Origin of the sequence: Streptomyces sp. NPDC015139, assembly GCF_043079785.1 — a bacterium.
Taxonomy (GTDB): Bacteria; Actinomycetota; Actinomycetes; order Streptomycetales; family Streptomycetaceae; genus Streptomyces; species Streptomyces albidocamelliae.
Genome location: NZ_JBIBUW010000005.1, coordinates 79,055 through 95,744 on the forward strand (window position 1 = coordinate 79,055; position 16,690 = coordinate 95,744).

13 protein-coding genes are annotated in these 16,690 nt (G+C 72.5%); 5 read left to right on the top strand and 8 right to left on the bottom strand.

Translation table 11 applies throughout. The features are described from left to right. Positions 1-30 precede the first annotated feature (30 nt). The gene (locus tag ACF08B_RS15305; protein ID WP_392317789.1) at positions 31-537 is read left to right on the top strand and encodes a GNAT family N-acetyltransferase; all 507 of its coding nucleotides are present in this window, start codon (positions 31-33) and stop codon (positions 535-537) included. A 16-nt stretch (positions 538-553) separates the two neighbouring features. Here ACF08B_RS15305 and ACF08B_RS15310 read toward each other — a convergent pair whose 3' ends face one another. Continuing rightward, the gene (locus tag ACF08B_RS15310) at positions 554-1,738 is read right to left on the bottom strand and encodes a MarP family serine protease (protein ID WP_392317790.1); all 1,185 of its coding nucleotides are present in this window, start codon (positions 1,736-1,738) and stop codon (positions 554-556) included. A 197-nt stretch (positions 1,739-1,935) separates the two neighbouring features. Here ACF08B_RS15310 and ACF08B_RS15315 point away from each other — a divergent pair, with 197 nt between their 5' ends. Beyond that, entirely contained in the window at positions 1,936-2,769 is an 834-nt protein-coding gene (locus ACF08B_RS15315; protein ID WP_392317791.1) for a peptidoglycan recognition protein, read from the top strand. A gap of 72 nt (positions 2,770-2,841) precedes the next feature. Beyond that, positions 2,842-3,072, top strand: a complete 231-nt coding sequence (locus ACF08B_RS15320) for a hypothetical protein (RefSeq protein ID WP_392317792.1) — start codon at positions 2,842-2,844, stop codon at positions 3,070-3,072. Between the two features lie 9 nt (positions 3,073-3,081). On the opposite strand, the gene ACF08B_RS15325 is transcribed toward ACF08B_RS15320, so the two are convergent. The 4 genes from ACF08B_RS15325 to ACF08B_RS15340 all read right to left on the bottom strand — a co-directional run bounded on the left by ACF08B_RS15325 (position 3,082) and on the right by ACF08B_RS15340 (position 8,308). After that, positions 3,082-3,600, bottom strand: coding sequence for a DUF4240 domain-containing protein (locus tag ACF08B_RS15325; RefSeq protein ID WP_392318138.1), 519 nt, complete (start codon positions 3,598-3,600; stop codon positions 3,082-3,084). A 56-nt stretch (positions 3,601-3,656) separates the two neighbouring features. Further along, positions 3,657-4,643, bottom strand: a complete 987-nt coding sequence (locus tag ACF08B_RS15330) for a helix-turn-helix transcriptional regulator (protein WP_392317793.1) — start codon at positions 4,641-4,643, stop codon at positions 3,657-3,659. 78 nt (positions 4,644-4,721) lie between these two features. Beyond that, positions 4,722-7,424, bottom strand: a complete 2,703-nt coding sequence (gene aceE / locus ACF08B_RS15335) for a pyruvate dehydrogenase (acetyl-transferring), homodimeric type (RefSeq protein WP_392317794.1) — start codon at positions 7,422-7,424, stop codon at positions 4,722-4,724. Between the two features lie 260 nt (positions 7,425-7,684). Then, the gene (locus ACF08B_RS15340; protein ID WP_093478236.1) at positions 7,685-8,308 is read right to left on the bottom strand and encodes a GntR family transcriptional regulator; all 624 of its coding nucleotides are present in this window, start codon (positions 8,306-8,308) and stop codon (positions 7,685-7,687) included. A 210-nt stretch (positions 8,309-8,518) separates the two neighbouring features. On the opposite strand from ACF08B_RS15340, the gene ACF08B_RS15345 reads away from it, so the two are divergent. After that, positions 8,519-9,091, top strand: a complete 573-nt coding sequence (locus tag ACF08B_RS15345) for a hypothetical protein (RefSeq protein ID WP_392317795.1) — start codon at positions 8,519-8,521, stop codon at positions 9,089-9,091. A gap of 83 nt (positions 9,092-9,174) precedes the next feature. On the opposite strand, the gene sucB is transcribed toward ACF08B_RS15345, so the two are convergent. The 3 genes from sucB to ACF08B_RS15360 form a co-directional block, all read right to left on the bottom strand. Then, a complete protein-coding gene (sucB, locus tag ACF08B_RS15350) occupies positions 9,175-10,962 on the bottom strand; it encodes a 2-oxoglutarate dehydrogenase, E2 component, dihydrolipoamide succinyltransferase (RefSeq protein ID WP_392317796.1) in 1,788 nt (595 codons plus the stop codon). Positions 10,963-11,023: 61 nt separating this feature from the next. Beyond that, positions 11,024-12,412 carry a dihydrolipoyl dehydrogenase gene (lpdA, locus tag ACF08B_RS15355; protein ID WP_392317797.1) on the bottom strand — a complete coding sequence of 463 codons (1,389 nt, stop codon included), beginning with the start codon at positions 12,410-12,412 and terminating at the stop codon, positions 11,024-11,026. Positions 12,413-12,694: 282 nt separating this feature from the next. Beyond that, on the bottom strand, positions 12,695-14,239 hold the full coding sequence (locus ACF08B_RS15360) for a leucyl aminopeptidase (RefSeq protein WP_392317798.1): 1,545 nt from the start codon (positions 14,237-14,239) through the stop codon (positions 12,695-12,697). 353 nt (positions 14,240-14,592) lie between these two features. Here ACF08B_RS15360 and ACF08B_RS15365 point away from each other — a divergent pair, with 353 nt between their 5' ends. Then, positions 14,593-16,629: a hypothetical protein gene (locus ACF08B_RS15365; protein WP_392317799.1), complete on the top strand. Its 2,037-nt coding sequence runs from the start codon at positions 14,593-14,595 to the stop codon at positions 16,627-16,629. Positions 16,630-16,690 lie beyond the last annotated feature (61 nt).

A 16,690-nucleotide genomic window follows, 5' to 3' on the forward strand; every position in this document is an offset into this window, starting at 1 on the left:
GCCGGGGGCGCCCGCCGTAGGGTGATCGTCATGCCGCAACCGCAGATACGCCCGGCCCGCCTCGACGACGGCGGCGAACTGGCCGCCCTCGACCGGGCCGTCTGGTCCACCCTGCACGCCGTGACCCCCGCGCCGGAGCCGCCCTACGAGCCCTTCTTCGACGAGCGGCACACCCCCGACGACTACCTCGTCGCCGAACTCGACGAACCCGCCGCGCTCAAGGGACGCGTCGCCGGCTACGTCCGCCTCGTCCACGCCACCCCGCTGGCCTCCAACGCGCACGTCCTCGCGATCCAGGGCTTCGCCGTGGCCGAGGAGGCACGCGGCCGGGGCGTCGGGCGCCTGCTGATCCGGGCCGCCGCCGACGAGGCGCGCAGGCGCGGTGCCCGGCGCCTCACCCTGCGGGTCCTCGGGCACAACACCCCGGCCCGCACCCTCTACGAGTCCGAGGGGTTCGCCGTGGAGGGCGTGCTGCCCGAGGAGTTCCACCTCGACGGCCGGTACGTCGACGACGTCCTCATGGGCCGCCGGCTCTGAGCCGGCCGCCCGGCGCTCACGAGTCGACCAGCTCGCCCGTCTCCACCGTGAGGGTCGCCGCGGCCGCCCGGGACGCGTCGTTCGCCACCTCGGCCGCCGTCAGCACGTACCCCGTCTCGGCGTCCGAGGTGGAGCGGGCGAAGACCACCCCGAACACCCGGCCCTCGGTGGTCAGCAGCGGCCCGCCGGAGTTGCCCGGCCGCACCGTGGAGCGGATCGAGTAGATCTCCCGGGTGACCGCGCGGTCGTTGTAGATGTTCTGGCCGGTCGCCCGCACCCGGTTCGCGACCGTCGCCGCCTGCAGGTTCAGGCTCCCGTCCTGCGGATAGCCGGCCACCACCGCCGAGTCGCCGCGCACCGCGCTCGTGTCGAAGCGCAGCACCGGTGCGCTCAGCTCCGGCACGTACAGCACCGCCACGTCCCGGTCGGGGTCGAAGAGGACCACCCGGGCCTCGTACGACCGCCCGACCCCGCCCACCCGTACGCTCGGCCGGTCGATGCCCGCCACCACGTGCGCGTTCGTCATCACATGGCGCGCCGAGTACACGAAGCCGCTGCCCTCCCGCCCCTCGGCCCCCGAGGCACCCTCGATCTTCACCGTGCTCAGCCGGGCCGCGCTCGCCGCCGCCGGGGTGACGCTGTCACCGGTGGGCCGCGCCACCTGCGCCGTCGACTCGTTCTCGAACGGGTTGAAGACCTGCGGGAAGCCCGCCTCGGTCAGCGCGGACGTGGCCCGCGAGAACCACGCGGGCGTCGTGTCCGGCATCGCCTCCTGCACCGCGCCCAGCACAGCCGAGTTCCGTATCGCCGAGGCCAGGCCCTGCGAGGGGGCCGCGCCCAGCACGCTCGCCGCCACCCAGGCCACGACCAGCACCGCCACCGAGTTCGCCGCCGCCCCGCCCAGGCCGTCCGCCACCCGCAGCGGGCCCCGGTCCAGCTCGCCGCGCAGCCGCAGCGCCAGCCGGCCCGCCAGCGCGTGCCCCACCACCGCCGGCACCAGCACCGTCGCCACCGCGAGCACCGTCGCCTGCGCCGAACCGCGCTCCACCAGATCCATGCCCCACGGCAGCATCCACACACCGACGGCCGCACCGCCGACGAAGCCGGCCAGGGACACGCACCCGGCCACCAGCCCGCGCCGGTAACCGGACACCGCGTAGACGAGGACCACCAGCACAAGCACCAGGTCGAGCAGGTCCACGGAGCCGCCTTTCTGTAGGACCCCTCAGTACGGACGGGGCGGGCCCGCTGATCAGCCACGCGCGCACGAGCGGCCACCCGACGGCGAACCGGCCATGTGAGCGTGTACCCCCAGAAACGTCCCGGACCAGGACGATGGTTCCACCAGGTGGCACAGCACACATCGCGGGCACGGAACAACGCCCCGAGAGTGGGACCATGCGTGTCGTCCGAAGAGCTCCGGGACCACCGGCACGGCGAGGCGCGCGGCTCCCCGGCGCCCTGCCGGTGCTGCTCGGCTGTCTGCCCGGGCTGCTCGCCGTCCTCGCGCTGGCCCTGTGCGCGGAAGGGGTCGAGCGCTCGGTCACGGTACGGCTCCAGAACGCCCGGCACCCCGCCCCGGCCCGGCCCATGGCCGCCCACCGCGCCGCCCGGCCCCCCATCGTGCCCCGCTCCGCCTGGCTGGACCGCGCCACCCGGCGCACCCAGCCGCCCCCGCGCTACGACGACCGGGTGGTCGCCGTCTTCCTGCACCACACCGACTCGCCCAACGGCTACGCCTGCACCGACACGCCCCGCATCATCCGCCACCTCTACGCCGGCCAGACCGGCGCCCGCGCCTGGGACGACATCGGCTACAACTTCCTCGTCGACCGCTGCGGCACGATCTACGAGGGCCGCGCCGGAGGTGTGGACCGGCCCGTCACCGGCGCCCACGCCCAGGGCTTCAACCACCGCAGCGCCGGCATCGCCGCCCTCGGCACCTTCACCGCCGGCGTCCCCGTGCCCCGGGCCATGACCGACGCCATCGCCGCCCTCGCGGCCTGGAAGCTGGGCCTCGCCGGCGTCGACCCGCGCGGCCACGTCCGCATGGTCTCCAGCAACGGACTCAGCCGCTACAAGGCGGGCGCCACCGCCACCCTGCCCGCCGTGGCCGGGCACGGCGAGGGCTTCCCGACCAGCTGCCCCGGCTCGGCCCTGACCGCCCGCCTCCCCGGCATCCGCGCGAAGGCGGCCCTGCTCCAGGGACGGACCCGCACAGCGAAGCCCTAGCCTCCCCGCAGCCCGCTCCCAGCCCGGCCTCCTACCGTCGGGGACGACACAGGCCGACCGGAGGTGGGGACCATGAAGAGCAGTCGTACCGGGACCGCGCGGGAGCGGACCGGCTGGATCCGGACCGCCCGGGCCCCCTGGGTGGTGGTCTGCGCGGTCGCGACCGTCGTCCTCGGCCCGGCCGCGGTCACCGCGTCCGCCCTCGACCGGGCCAACGCCGCCCCGCCGCACCACGCCGACAGGGCCGCCGGCGTCCAGGCGCACCTGCCGGCCGACACCACACGCAGGCGCCCGGCCGCCTGACACCGGCCCTCACTCCCTGAACCGCTCCCACAGCCGCGGATACCGCTGCGCGAGCGCCCCTTCGTTCTCGAAGGCCACGGGCGTGCCCTCCGGTTCCGCGGGGGCCGGGGCGATACCGAGGTCGGGCGCGACGGTGCCGGTCAGCTGCTCATAGGCCTCGTCCGCCGCGTAGCCCAGCTCCTCGCCGTCGCCGTCGATCTCGTCGTCGAAGTCGTCCAGCAGCTCGGCCAGGGAGTCCGGTTCGTGCACGGCGCCCTCGAAGACCTCCCGGCCCTGGCCGATCAGCCAGCACCGGAAGAAGTCGAACGCGTCGTCGCTGCACCCGTCCAGCAGCACCCAGGCGGCACCCCACAGGTCCCAGCGGTAGGCGCGGTTGTAGCGGGCCTCGAAGTGACGGGCGAAGTCCAGGACCAGTTCGGGGTCCATCTGGAGCAGCCGGTCCACGAGCACGTCGGCCTGCTCCTCGGGATCACCCTCGGCGGCCGCGCGCGTGGTGTCGATCAGCTCCCAGAACTCCGTCTCGTCCATCACGGCACCAGCATCGGGCCTGGGCCGGTGGGCCGCACGCGGAGTACCGCGGATCGTTACCCGCCGCCCGCGCCCCGGTACAGCGCCGCGATCCGGGCCGCGTCCGCCGCGAACCGCTCCCGCAGGGCCGCCGGTGCCAGCACCTCGGCCTCCGGTCCGAGTGCGGTCAGCTGGGAGTGCGCGACCTCCTCCGACTCCACCGGCAGCTTCACCGTCACCCAGCCCCCGGCGTCCGGCTCGCCCGCACCGCCGAGCGCCTCCCGCGCGGACAGCGGATCGACGGCGTACGGCAGCCTGCGCAGCCCCTCCGGGGACAGCCGTACGACGGCCTCGGCGCGCAGGATCGACCGCGCGAACCGCTCGGCCTCGGCCGCCCAGTGACCGGGCAGGTCGAAGTCCTCGTCCCGGTCGAAGCGCTCGTCCAGGACGTCCAGCGCGCCGAACCGGTCGATGCGGTAGGTCCGGAAGGAGTCGCCGCCGGCCACCCGGGCGCACAGGTACCAGACGCCCGCCTTCAGCACGAGCCCGTACGGCTCCAGCGTCCGCCGGACCTCCTCGTCCCCGCGGCGGTACCGGGCACCGACCCGCCGGTCCTCCCACACCGCCTCGGCGAGCACGGGGAGCAGCGCGGGCGTCTCCGGCTCCCGGAACCAGGCGGGGGCGTCCAGATGGAACCGCTGGGCGGCACTGTCCGGGGCGTCCCGCAGCGACGGCAGCAGCGCGGCGGAGACCTTCAGCCGGGCGGCCGAGGCGGCGTCCTCGAGCCCCATCTCCCGCAGCGCCCCCGGCACTCCGCTGAGGAACAGCGCCTCGGCCTCGCTCCGGGCCAGCCCGGTGAGCCGCGTCCGGTAGCCGCCGACCAGCCGGTACCCGCCGGCCCGCCCCCGGTTGGCGTACACCGGCACCCCCGCCTCCGACAGCGCCTGCGCGTCCCGGGTGACCGTCCGCTCCGACACCTCCAGCTCCCGCGCGAGCTCGGCCGCGGTCATGACCGGGCGGGACTGGAGCAGCAGGACCATCTTGATGAGCCGGGCGGCGCGCATCCCCTCATGATGCCGGGGACCACCGACAGGAAAGGGGTACGGCGGCGGCCGTACCCCTTCCCCGGAACCTCGGTGCGACTACAGCCGGTACTTCTCGCGGGCTTCCTTCACCGACGCCGCCTTGACCTCACCGCGTGCCGCCAGCTGGGCCAGGGCCGCGACGACGATCGACTGGGCGTCGACGCCGAAGTGGCGGCGGGCGGCCTCACGGGTGTCCGACAGACCGAAGCCGTCGGCGCCCAGCGAGGACCAGTCCTGCTCGACCCACTGCGCGATCTGGTCCGGCACCTGGCGCATGTAGTCGGAGACCGCGAGGACCGGGCCCTCGGCGCCGTGCAGCGCCTGGCGGACGTACGGCACACGCTCCTCGCCGCGCAGCAGGGCCGCGTCGGCCTCCAGCGCGTCGCGGCGCAGCTCCGACCAGGAGGTCGCGGACCACACGTCGGCGGCCACGCCCCACTCCTCCGCGAGCAGCCGCTGCGCCTGCAGGGCCCAGTGGATCGCCGTGCCCGAACCGAGCAGCTGGATGCGCGGGGCGTTGGCCGGGGCGGTCACGCCCGCGGACTCCGCCGTGTTGAAGCGGTACAGGCCCTTGACGATGGCCTCGTCGATGCCGAGCCCGGCCGGCTTGGCCGGCTGCGGCATCGGCTCGTTGTAGACCGTCAGGTAGTAGAAGACGTTCTGGTCCTCGCCCGGCTTGGCCTCGCCGTACATCCGGCGCAGACCCTCGCGGACGATCACCGCGATCTCGTAGGCGAACGCCGGGTCGTACGTCAGCGCCGCCGGGTTGGTGGCGGCGATCACGGGGGAGTGGCCGTCGGCGTGCTGGAGGCCCTCGCCCGTCAGGGTCGTACGGCCGGCCGTCGCGCCGACGAGGAAGCCGCGGCCGAGCTGGTCGCCGAGCTGCCACATCTGGTCGGCCGTGCGCTGCCAGCCGAACATCGAGTAGAAGATGTAGAACGGGATCATCGCCTCGCCGTGCGTCGCGTACGCGGTGGACGCGGCGATGAAGTCGGCCATCGAACCGGCCTCGGTGATCCCCTCGTTGAGGATCTGGCCGTTCTTGGCCTCCTTGTAGTACATCAGCTGGTCGCGGTCGACCGGCTCGTACGTCTGGCCCTTGGGCGAGTAGATGCCGAGGGACGGGAACAGCGACTCCATACCGAAGGTGCGCGCCTCGTCGGGGACGATCGGCACCCAGCGCCGGCCCGTCTCCTTGTCGCGGACCAGGTCCTTGACCAGGCGGACGAAGGCCATCGTGGTGGCCACGTTCTGCGAGCCGGAGCCCTTGTCGAAGGAGGCGAAGGCCTTCTCCGCCGGGGCGGGCAGCGGCGCCAGGGCGTGCGTGCGGCGGGCCGGGGCGGGACCGCCGAGGGCCGCGCGGCGCTCCTGGAGGTAGCGGACCTCGGGGGAGTCGGCGCCCGGGTGGCCGTAGGGCACCACGCCGTCGGCGAAGTCGCTGTCCCTGATGGGCAGCTCCAGCAGGTCGCGCATCGTCTTGAACTCGTCCACCGAGAGCTTCTTCATCTGGTGGTTGGCGTTCTTCGACGCGAAGCCCTCGCCGAGGGTGTGGCCCTTGACCGTCTGGGCCAGGATCACGGTCGGCGCGCCCTTGTGCTCGACGGCGGCCTTGTACGCGGCGTAGACCTTGCGGGCCTCGTGACCACCGCGGGAGAGGTGGAAGCACTCGAGGATCTTGTCGTCGCTCAGCAGCTTCGCCATCTCGGCGAGCGCCGGGTCCTTGCCGAAGAAGTCCTCGCGGATGTAGGCGGCGCCGCGGGTCTGGTACGTCTGGATCTGCGCGTCGGGTACCTCGCGCAGGCGGCGTACGAGCGCGCCGGTGGTGTCGAGCTGGAACAGCTCGTCCCAGGCCGTGCCCCACAGCGTCTTGATCACGTTCCAGCCTGCGCCGCGGAACTGGGCCTCCAGCTCCTGCACGATCTTGAAGTTGGCGCGGACCGGGCCGTCGAGGCGCTGCAGGTTGCAGTTGATGACGAACGTGAGGTTGTCGAGCTCCTCACGGGCGGCGAGCGCGAGGGCCGCCGTCGACTCCGGCTCGTCCATCTCGCCGTCGCCGAGGAAGGCCCAGACGTGGGACGCGGAGACGTCCTTGATGGAGCGGTTGGTGAGGTAGCGGTTGAAGCGCGCCTGGTAGATCGCCGACAGCGGGCCGAGGCCCATGGACACCGTCGGAAACTCCCACAGCCAGGGCAGGCGGCGCGGGTGCGGGTACGACGGCAGGCCGTTGCCGCCGGCCTCCTGGCGGAAGTTGTCCAGGTGGGCCTCGTCGAGGCGGCCGTCGAGGAAGGCGCGGGCGTAGATGCCGGGGGAGGCGTGGCCCTGGATGTACAGCTGGTCGCCGGAGCCGTCCGCCTCCTTGCCCTTGAAGAAGTGGTTGAAGCCGGTCTCGTACAGCCAGGCCGCGGAGGCGAAGGTGGCGATGTGGCCGCCGACGCCGTGCTTCGCGCCGCGGGTCACGATCGCGGCCGCGTTCCAGCGGTTCCAGGCGGTGATCCGGGCCTCCATCTCCGGGTCACCGGGCAGGCCCGGCTCGGCGGAGGTGGGGATGGTGTTGACGTAGTCGGTCTCGAGGAGCTTCGGCAGCGCGACGCCGCCCGCTTCGGCCCGCTCCAGCGTGCGGCGCATCAGGTACGCGGCGCGGTGCGGCCCCGCCTCCCTGGCCACGGCGTCCAGGGAGGCCTGCCATTCGGCGGTCTCCTCCGGGTCGCGGTCCGGGAGCTGGTCGAGCGCGCTGGGCTGGATGGCCTTGGGGTCGGTCATGTCGCCGCCTTCCTCAGTCGAAGGGGGTTCCCTCATCGGTAAGGGTTCGGGGGTGCCCTTGTGTCTTTGGCAGGACAGGGCAGCGGACCTCGGTGGAGGTCCGTCGGCGACTGTAACTCCCTGATCGATGATCGATCAAAGGGTTGAGGGCGAAAACCTCTTGATTTGGAGAAAGTCGGCACGCGGTGCCTTGCGTGCGGGCACCGGGTGCCGCTGGCGATCAGGGTTTTCGCAGGTGAGCGCGGGGATGCTCGACTGAATCAAGCGCGCGGGGCGCAGCCCAGGACGTGTGCCTTCACCAGCTCCGCGATCCTCGGGTCCCGGCGCTTGAACGCCTGCACCAGTTCCTCGTGCTCCTCCGCGTACGACTGCTGGACCGTGCCCAGCCAGCGGATCGACAGCGCCGTGAAGACCTCGATGCCGAGACCCTCCCAGGTGTGCAGCAGCACCGAGTTGCCCGCGGCGCGTACCAGCTCGCGGTGGAAGCCGACGGTGTGCCGGACCTGCGCCGTGCCGTCGGCGTCGCGGTCGGCCTCGTACAGGGCCAGCACGTGCGGCTCCAGGGCCGAGCAGTCCTCCGCGAGGCGGGCCGCCGCCAGCTCCGCGGCGATGGCCTCCAGGCCCGCCCGGACGGGGTAGCTCTCCTCCAGGTCGGCCGCCGTCAGGTTCCGCACCCGTACGCCCTTGTTCGGCGCGGACTCGATCAGCCGCAGCGACTCCAGCTCGCGCAGGGCCTCCCGGACCGGGGTCTGGCTGACCTCCAGCTCGGTGGCGATCCGGCGCTCCACGATCCGCTCACCCGGCTGCCAGCGCCCGCTGACGATCCCCTCCACGATGTGCTCGCGGATCTGCTCGCGCAGCGAGTGGACGACGGGCGCGGTCATGAGGGCTCCTTAGGGAGGGCTGACGTTTAGACAATACGGCGGGTTCGCTCCGCGGGTAGGACACGTGGGGGTGCTTTGGTGCAGGTGAGACGAGGCGCACACGGGGCGTGTGGCGCATGCGGGGGGCGATGCGCGCGGGCGCGGGCGGGTCTGGGTCGTTTGCGCATGTCGAGCCGGTCCCGTACACCTGCGGGCGAGGAGGGGACGACGATGACGGGCGAGCTCGACGAGCGGTCGTGGGCTGCGGCGATCGGGATGTACGCGCGCAGGTACACCATCGCCAAAGTGACGCGCAGGAAGCACGAGGACTGGGCGCGGGATGTGCACACCCTGATGCGCGGTGACACGCCGGACGCCCGCGGCTGGCAGGTGAACGACCCCCTCGCGGACGAGCTCGAAAGGCTGGACGACCCGTTCCACCCCTTCGTCGGACTCCCCGCCGACCGCGAGAAGGCGGATGCCCTCAGGGCCCGTGTGCACGAGATTCCGCGTTCGTCCGCCGGCAAGCTGCTCGTCGTCCTCTCCACGCTGTGGCTCGACCCCCAGAAACACCCGGACTTCGAGGAACGCAGGCCGGATCTCGAGAAGAAGGCCGGCGTCGTCCTGTCGCGCTTCCCCGAGGGCGCCCGCTTCTACGCCAACACCAGGCGCGAGAGTGCGGACATCGACTACTACAAGCGGATCTCCGGCTGCAACTCGATCTCCCGGCACGTCTGGGACCTGGGCCTGTTCCTCGTCTCCGGGACGGAGGTCGGGATGGTCTGGTCCTTCCACGCGTGGTGAACCTACCCCCGGTACGACGGAGCCCCCGTCCGGAGATCGACTCCGGACGGGGGCTCCGTCGTGTTGCCGGGGCCCTGCGAGCCTTACAGGCCGAGCTCGACCTCGAACTCGCCCGCCTCCAGGATCGCCTTGACCGCCGTCAGGTAGCGGGCCGCGTCGGCGCCGTCCACCAGGCGGTGGTCGTAGGAGAGGGTCAGGTAGGTCATGTCGCGGACGCCGATGACCGTGCCCTCCTCGGTCTCGATGACGGCCGGACGCTTGACCGTGGCACCGATGCCGAGGATCGCGACCTGGCCCGGCGGCACGATGATCGTGTCGAACAGCGCGCCGCGCGAACCGGTGTTGGAGATGGTGAAGGTCGCGCCGGACAGCTCGTCCGGAGTGATCTTGTTGGCGCGGACCTTGCCGGCCAGCTCCGCCGTGGCCTTGGCGATGCCCGCGATGTTGAGGTCGCCGGCGTGCTTGATGACCGGGGTCATCAGGCCCTTCTCGGAGTCCACCGCGATTCCGACGCTCTCGGAGTCGAAGTAGGTGATCGTGCCCTCGGCCTCGTTGATCTTGGCGTTGATGACCGGGTGGGCCTTCAGCGCCTGGGCCGCCGCCTTCACGAAGAACGGCATCGGGGAGAGCTTGACGCCCTCGCGCGCGGCGAAGGAGTCCTTGGCCTGGGCGCGCAGGCGCATCAGGCGGGTGACGTCGACCTCGACGACCGACGACAGCTGGGCCTGCTCGTGCAGGGCCTTGACCATGTTGTCGCCGATGACCTTGCGGATGCGAGGCATCTTGACGGTCTGGCCGCGCAGCGGGGAGACCTCCAGCGCGGGCGCCTTCCTGGCGGCCGGGGCAGCGGCGGCGGCCGGCGCCGGGGCGGCGGCGGCCTTCGCGGCCTCGGCGGCGGCGAGGACGTCCTGCTTGCGGATGCGGCCGCCGACACCGGTGCCCTTGACGCCGGCCAGGTCGACGCCGTTCTCGGCGGCGAGCTTGCGCACCAGCGGGGTGACGTACGCGCCCTCGTCCGTCGCCTGGGTGGCGGTCGGGGAGGAGGGAGCGCTGGCCGGGGTGACCGGAGCCGGGGCCGGGGCCGGAGCCGCGGGCTGGACCGGAGCCGGGGCCGCGGCGGCGGGCGCGGCCGGCGCGGCGGGGGCCGGAGCCGGAGCGGCGGGGGCCGGGGCCGGAGCGGCCGGAGCAGCGGCGGCGGGCGCCGGGGCGGCCGGAGCCGGAGCGGCGGCCGGCGCGGCACCGGGGGCGCCGATGACGGCGAGCTTGGCGCCGACCTCGGCGGTCTCGTCCTCACCGACGACGATCTCGAGCAGCACGCCCGAGGTCGGCGCGGGGATCTCGGTGTCGACCTTGTCCGTGGAGACCTCGAGCAGCGGCTCGTCGGCCTCGACGGAGTCGCCCACCGACTTCAGCCAGCGGGTGACGGTGCCCTCGGTGACGGACTCACCGAGCGCGGGCAGGACCACGTCGGTGCCCTCGGCGGAACCACCGCCGGAGGCGGCCTCCGCGGTCGGAGCCGGCGCGGGGGCGGCCTGCTCGGTGGACGGGGCGGCCTGGGCGGCCGGGACCGGCTCGGCGGCCGGAGCCGGAGCGGCCTCGGCGGCGGGGGCCGGAGCGGCCGCGGGGGCACCGGTGCCGTCGTCGATGACGGCCAGCTCGGCGCCGACCTCGACGGTCTCGTCCTCGGCGACCTTGATGGAGGCCAGCACGCCGGCGGCGGGCGAGGGGATCTCGGTGTCGACCTTGTCGGTCGAGACCTCGAGCAGCGGCTCGTCGGCCTCGACGCGCTCGCCCTCGGCCTTCAGCCAGCGGGTGACAGTGCCCTCGGTGACGCTCTCGCCGAGCGCCGGAAGGGTTACGGAAACCGCCATGGTTTCGGTTGCTCCTTACGAATTGCGGAAGTCTGTGTCGTCGCGCCCGTTGACCGAAGGCTCAGTCGTGGGAGTGCAGCGGCTTGCCGGCCAGCGCCAGGTGGGCCTCGCCGAGCGCCTCGTTCTGCGTCGGGTGGGCGTGGATGAGCTGGGCCACCTCGGCCGGCAGCGCCTCCCAGTTGTAGATCAGCTGGGCCTCGCCGACCTGCTCGCCCATGCGGTCGCCGACCATGTGGACGCCGACCACGGCACCGTCCTTCACCTGGACGAGCTTGATCTCGCCCGAGGTGTTGAGGATCTTGCTCTTGCCGTTGCCCGCCAGGTTGTACTTCAGAGCGACGACCTTGTCCGCGCCGTAGATCTCCTTGGCCTTGGCCTCGGTGATACCCACGGAGGCGACCTCCGGGTGGCAGTACGTCACCCGCGGGACACCGTCGTAGTCGATCGGGACGGTCTTGAGACCGGCCAGACGCTCCGCCACCAGGATGCCCTCGGCGAAGCCGACGTGCGCGAGCTGGAGGGTCGGGACGAGGTCACCGACGGCGGAGATGGTCGGAACGTTGGTGCGCATGTACTCGTCGACCAGGACGTAGCCCCGGTCCATGGCGACACCCTGCTCCTCGTAGCCGAGGCCCTGGGAGACCGGACCGCGGCCGACGGCGACGAGCAGGACCTCGGCCTCGAACTCCTTGCCGTCGGCGAGGGTGACCTTGACGCCGTCCTGGGTGTACTCGGCCTTCTGGAAGAAGGTGCCCAGGTTGAACTTGATCCCGCGCTTGCGGAACGCGCGCTCGAGGAGCTTCGAGCTGTTCTCGTCCTCGACCGGGACGAGGTGCTTCAGGCCCTCGACGACCGTGACGTCCGAGCCGAAGGACTTCCACGCCGAGGCGAACTCGACGCCGATGACACCGCCGCCCAGGATGATCGCGGACTTGGGCACGCGGTCCAGGACGAGGGCGTGGTCGGAGGAGATGATGCGGTCGCCGTCGATCTCCAGGCCCGGCAGCGACTTCGGCACGGAGCCGGTCGCCAGCAGGACGTGGCGGCCCTGGATCCGCTGCCCGTTCACGTCGACCGAGGTGGGGGAGGACAGCCGGCCCTCGCCCTCGATGTACGTCACCTTGCGGGAGGCGACGAGACCCTGGAGGCCCTTGTACAGGCCGGAGATCACGCCGTCCTTGTACTTGTGGACGCCCGCGATGTCGATGCCCTCGAAGGTGGCCTTGACGCCGAACTGCTCGCTCTCGCGGGCCTGGTCGGCGATCTCGCCCGCGTGCAGCAGGGCCTTGGTGGGGATGCAACCCCGGTGCAGGCAGGTGCCGCCGACCTTGTCCTTCTCGATCAGGGCGACGTCCAGGCCCAGCTGCGCCCCGCGCAGGGCCGCGGCGTAACCACCGCTACCACCGCCGAGGATCACTAGGTCGAAAACGGTGCTGGCGTCGTTCGCCACGTCACGTCCTCCATGCATGTGCGCCTTGCGCCGGTCGTCACTGACCGGCGGGCGGCTGGTGTCCGGCCGCTTGATGCTTCGGCCCTTCGGTGGGGGCCCTGTCCTGCCGGGCTCCATCTTTGCACTTGTTCGAGGCGAACGAGACGCGGGGCCTGAGTGTGAGACACCCCACGTACCGCGGAAAACGGGGGGAGTACGCGGACAGGGGCGCGGGAGCTGCGTGAACAGCTCCCGCGCCCCTGTCCGTGGCGGTGCCGCGGAGCGGACCTGCCGCTGGGCGGCTCAGCCCAGGTCGCCCGCGGCGGTCAGCTCGGCGAGACGGACCAGGGTGCGCACGGCGGAACCCGTACCGCCCTTGGGTGTGTAGCCGAAGGGGCCGCCCTCGTTGAACGCCGGACCGGCGATGTCGAGGTGCGCCCAGGTGATGCCCTCGCCCACGAACTCGCGCAGGAACAGACCGGCGACGAGCCCGCCGCCCATCCGCTCGCCCATGTTCGCGATGTCGGCGACGGTGGACTCCATGCCCTTGCGCAGGTGCTCCGGCAGCGGCATCGGCCACGCCGGCTCGCCGACCTCGTCGGCCGCCTCGTGCAGCGCGGTGCGGAACGCGTCGTCGTTGGCCATCACGCCGAACGTCCGGCTGCCCAGTGCCAGCATCATGGCGCCGGTCAGCGTGGCGACGTCCACGATCGCGTCCGGGCTCTCCAGCGAGGCCGCCCACAGCGCGTCGGCGAGGACGAGCCGGCCCTCGGCGTCGGTGTTGAGGACCTCGACGGTCTTGCCGCTGTACATGCGCAGCACGTCACCGGGGCGCACGGCCGAGCCGGACGGCATGTTCTCGGCCAGCGCCAGCCAGCCGGTGACGTTGACCTCCAGGCCGAGCCGCGCGGCGGCGACGACGGCGGCGAACACGGCGGCGGCGCCGCTCATGTCGCACTTCATCGTCTCGTTGTGCCCGGCCGGCTTCAGCGAGATGCCGCCCGAGTCGTAGGTGATGCCCTTGCCGACGTAGGCGAGGTGCTTCTCCGCCTTGGGGTGCGTGTACGTCAGCTTCACCAGGCGCGGGGTCGCGGCCGAGCCGCCGCCCACGCCGAGGATGCCGCCGTAGCCGCCACGGGTCAGCGCCTTGTCGTCGAGCACCTGCGCCTTGATGCCGTGCTCCTTGGCCGCGGCCTGCGCGATGCCGGCGAAGATCGCGGGGGTGAGGTCGTTCGGCGGCATGTTGATCAGGTCGCGGGCGCGGTTCAGCTCCTCGGAGACCGCGACGGCGCGGGCGACGGCCCCCTTGTGGGCGGCGTCGCGCGGCTTGCCGCCGAGCAGCGTGGCCTCGGCGAGCGGCGCCTTGCCGTTCTTGGCCCGGGCGCCCTTCGCCTGGCCGCCGTTCTCCTTGTAGGTGTCGAAGGAGTACGCGCCGAGCAGGACGCCCTCGCCGATCGCCTCGACGGCGCCGGGGCTGTCGACGGGCAGCGCGAACGCGGCCTTCCTGGAGCCGGTGAGCGCGCGGGCGGCCACGCCGGCGGCCCGGCGCAGCGCCTCCGCGGCGTAGCCGGTGTCCTCGTCCTTGGTGCCGGGCTCCGTGCCCAGGCCCACCGCCACCACGAGCGGTGCCTTGAAGCCGGCCGGGGCGGGCAGCTTCGTCAGCTCGCCCTCGGCACCCGAGGCGCCGAGGGTCTCCAGGACGCCGGCCAGCTTGCCGTCGTACGCCTTGTCCACGGCTTCTGCGCCCGGCGCGACGACGGGGCCCGCGGCGCCCTTGGCGACACCGATCACGATCGCGTCGGCCCGCAGGCCGGGCGCCGCGGCGGTGCTGAGAGTCAGAGCAGTCACGGTGGTGAAATCTCGCTTCCGATGTGAAGTTGCTGTGGCCGAATGGGGGTGGGTCGACCGGGCCCGAGAGCCGACCCTAGGCCCAGGCCCGGGGACAGGTGGCAACCGGGGCCTTCACCCTGTCGGCGAACACCCGGGACGAGACTACGCGCGTGCGCGCGTTCGCTCATTCCTGCGGGTGTTCACCTGTGCGTGGCGTCATGGCCATTTCCGCCCCCTGGGGGCCGGTGACCTGAGCCACACTCGTCGGGTTCCGGCGGGCCGTCTGCCCGCCGATTCGCGAGATTTCCACTGATCCTCTGCAATTCCGTCACGTATCGGGCGCGGGGATCTTCTGGGGGGAGGAACCTGACATGGCTCATAGGGCGCACCGCTGGAGAGCGGCCGGCGTCACCGCGACGGCCGCGGGGCTCATCACGCTGGGACTGGCCGCGCCGGGCGCGTCGGCCGTGACCGACCCGCGTATCGACCTGAGGGTCCTGGTCGTCGACGACGGCGCGGGACCGGTCGGCGCGATCACGGCCCAGCTGAAGAGCGAGGGCATCCCGTACACCACCGTCGATCTGGGCGACTCCGGCCGTCCCACGATCAGCGCCACCTTCCTGAGCGACAGCGTCGGCGGCCGGCCCCGCGCCAAGTTCCAGGGCGTGGTCCTGCCGAACGAGGCACCCTTCGGGGCGGGTTCGGCCGAGCAGACGGCTCTGGAGGCGTACGAGAGGACGTACGGCATCCCGCAGCTCGACGCCTACACCTGGGCCCACCCCGAGGTGGGCCTCGACTACACCGACAGCAACGGGTACGCCGGAACCCTCGACGGGCGCACGGCCACCGTCAGCACGGCCGGCCGGGCGGGCCCGTTCGGGTATCTGCGGGGGGCGTTCTCGTTCGAGGACAACTCGTCGTCGGTGGACGAGAGTTACGGCTTCGTCGCGCAGCCGCGCACCGGCTTCACCAGTTACGTCGACACGCCCGTGCCCGGGGGGACCGGCAGCGGCAGCCTGCTCGGCGAGTACGCGCACGACGGCCGCCGCGAGCTGGTGGTGACGTTCGCCTACAACCAGTACCAGCAGCAGTTCCGGCTGCTGGCCCGCGGCATGGTCGAGTGGCTGACCCAGGGCGTGCACCTGGGCCAGGCCCGCAACTACTTCGCCGTGCACGTGGACGACGTCTTCGCGCCGGACGCCCGCTGGGACGCCGAGCGCAACTGCACGCCCGGCGACATCGACTGCGCGGGCGGCGGCGAGGACACCGGGACGCCGATCCGCATGACGGCGGCCGACGCCCAGTACGCGGCCTCCTGGCAGCAGAGCCACGGCTTCACCCTGGACATGGTGTTCAACGCGGGCGCCGGCGAGGAGTGGAAGAGCGAGAACGGCGGCACGGACGCGCTGACCGACCAGCTGCTGAAGGACAAGGCCAAGTACCGCTGGGTGAACCACACCTACACCCACATGTTCCTCGGCTGCGTCCAGGACACCTCGACCGTGCCGTGGAGCTGCGCGAAGAACGCCGACGGCTCGACGAAGTGGGTGAGCCGCTCGGACATCTCCGGGGAGGTCGCGAACAACTACACCTGGGCGCTCCAGCACGGACTGTCCGTCGACCGCGGCGAGCTGGTCACCGGTGAGCACTCCGGTCTGAAGACGCTGCCCCAGCAGCCGCAGGACAACCCCGACCTGGGTCCCGCGCTCGCCTCCAACGGAGTGAAGTGGACGGCCTCGGACAACTCCCGCGAGTCCGAGCAGCGGACCGTCGGCACCGGCACGCTCACCGTGCCGCGCTACCCGATGAACGTGTACTACAACGTGGGCACCAAGGCCGAGATGGCCGACGAGTACAACTGGATCTACACGTCCAGGGCGGACGGCGGCAGCGGGATCTGCGAGGACAACCCGGCCTCGACCTGCCTGTCCCAGCCGCTGGACACGGCCACCGGATTCACCGACGGCATCGTGCCCGCCGAGGCCCACACCGACCTCGGGCACGTGCTGAGCAACGATCCGCGCCCGCACTACGCCCACCAGTCCAACCTGGCCGAGGACCGCCTCCTCTACCCGGTCCTGGACCGCGTACTGGCCGACTACCAGGGGCTGTTCGCCGAGAACACCCCGATCGTCAACCTGCGGCAGAGCGCCATCGGCACCGAGATGCAGAACCGGGCCAAGTGGCAGGCCGCGCTCGACGCCGGCAAGGTCACCGCCTACCGGATCGGGAACACCGTGACCGTCACGGCACCCTCCGGCACCCAGGTCCCGGTGACCGCGCCGGAGGGGACGAAGCAGCAGCAGGTGCTGGGCACCACCACGTTCGGCACCGCCTACGCCGGGCAGCGCTCGGCCTGGACGGCCCCGGGCCTGCTCCAGTCCGCGCTCACGCTGAAGCTGGCGTAACGGCGCAACGCCCCGCAGGGGCGCGGGGAACCGCGCGATCAACCACCTCGGACCCGCAGCC

Coding starts and splice junctions, on each gene's coding strand:
- ACF08B_RS15305 (WP_392317789.1), top strand. CDS start 31: ATGCCGCAACCGCAGATACGCCCGGCCCGCCTCGACGACGGCGGCGAA.
- ACF08B_RS15315 (WP_392317791.1), top strand. CDS start 1,936: ATGCGTGTCGTCCGAAGAGCTCCGGGACCACCGGCACGGCGAGGCGCG.
- ACF08B_RS15320 (WP_392317792.1), top strand. CDS start 2,842: ATGAAGAGCAGTCGTACCGGGACCGCGCGGGAGCGGACCGGCTGGATC.
- ACF08B_RS15325 (WP_392318138.1), bottom strand. CDS start 3,600: ATGGACGAGACGGAGTTCTGGGAGCTGATCGACACCACGCGCGCGGCC.
- ACF08B_RS15330 (WP_392317793.1), bottom strand. CDS start 4,643: ATGCGCGCCGCCCGGCTCATCAAGATGGTCCTGCTGCTCCAGTCCCGC.
- aceE (WP_392317794.1), bottom strand. CDS start 7,424: ATGACCGACCCCAAGGCCATCCAGCCCAGCGCGCTCGACCAGCTCCCG.
- ACF08B_RS15340 (WP_093478236.1), bottom strand. CDS start 8,308: ATGACCGCGCCCGTCGTCCACTCGCTGCGCGAGCAGATCCGCGAGCAC.
- ACF08B_RS15345 (WP_392317795.1), top strand. CDS start 8,519: ATGACGGGCGAGCTCGACGAGCGGTCGTGGGCTGCGGCGATCGGGATG.
- sucB (WP_392317796.1), bottom strand. CDS start 10,962: ATGGCGGTTTCCGTAACCCTTCCGGCGCTCGGCGAGAGCGTCACCGAG.
- ACF08B_RS15365 (WP_392317799.1), top strand. CDS start 14,593: ATGGCTCATAGGGCGCACCGCTGGAGAGCGGCCGGCGTCACCGCGACG.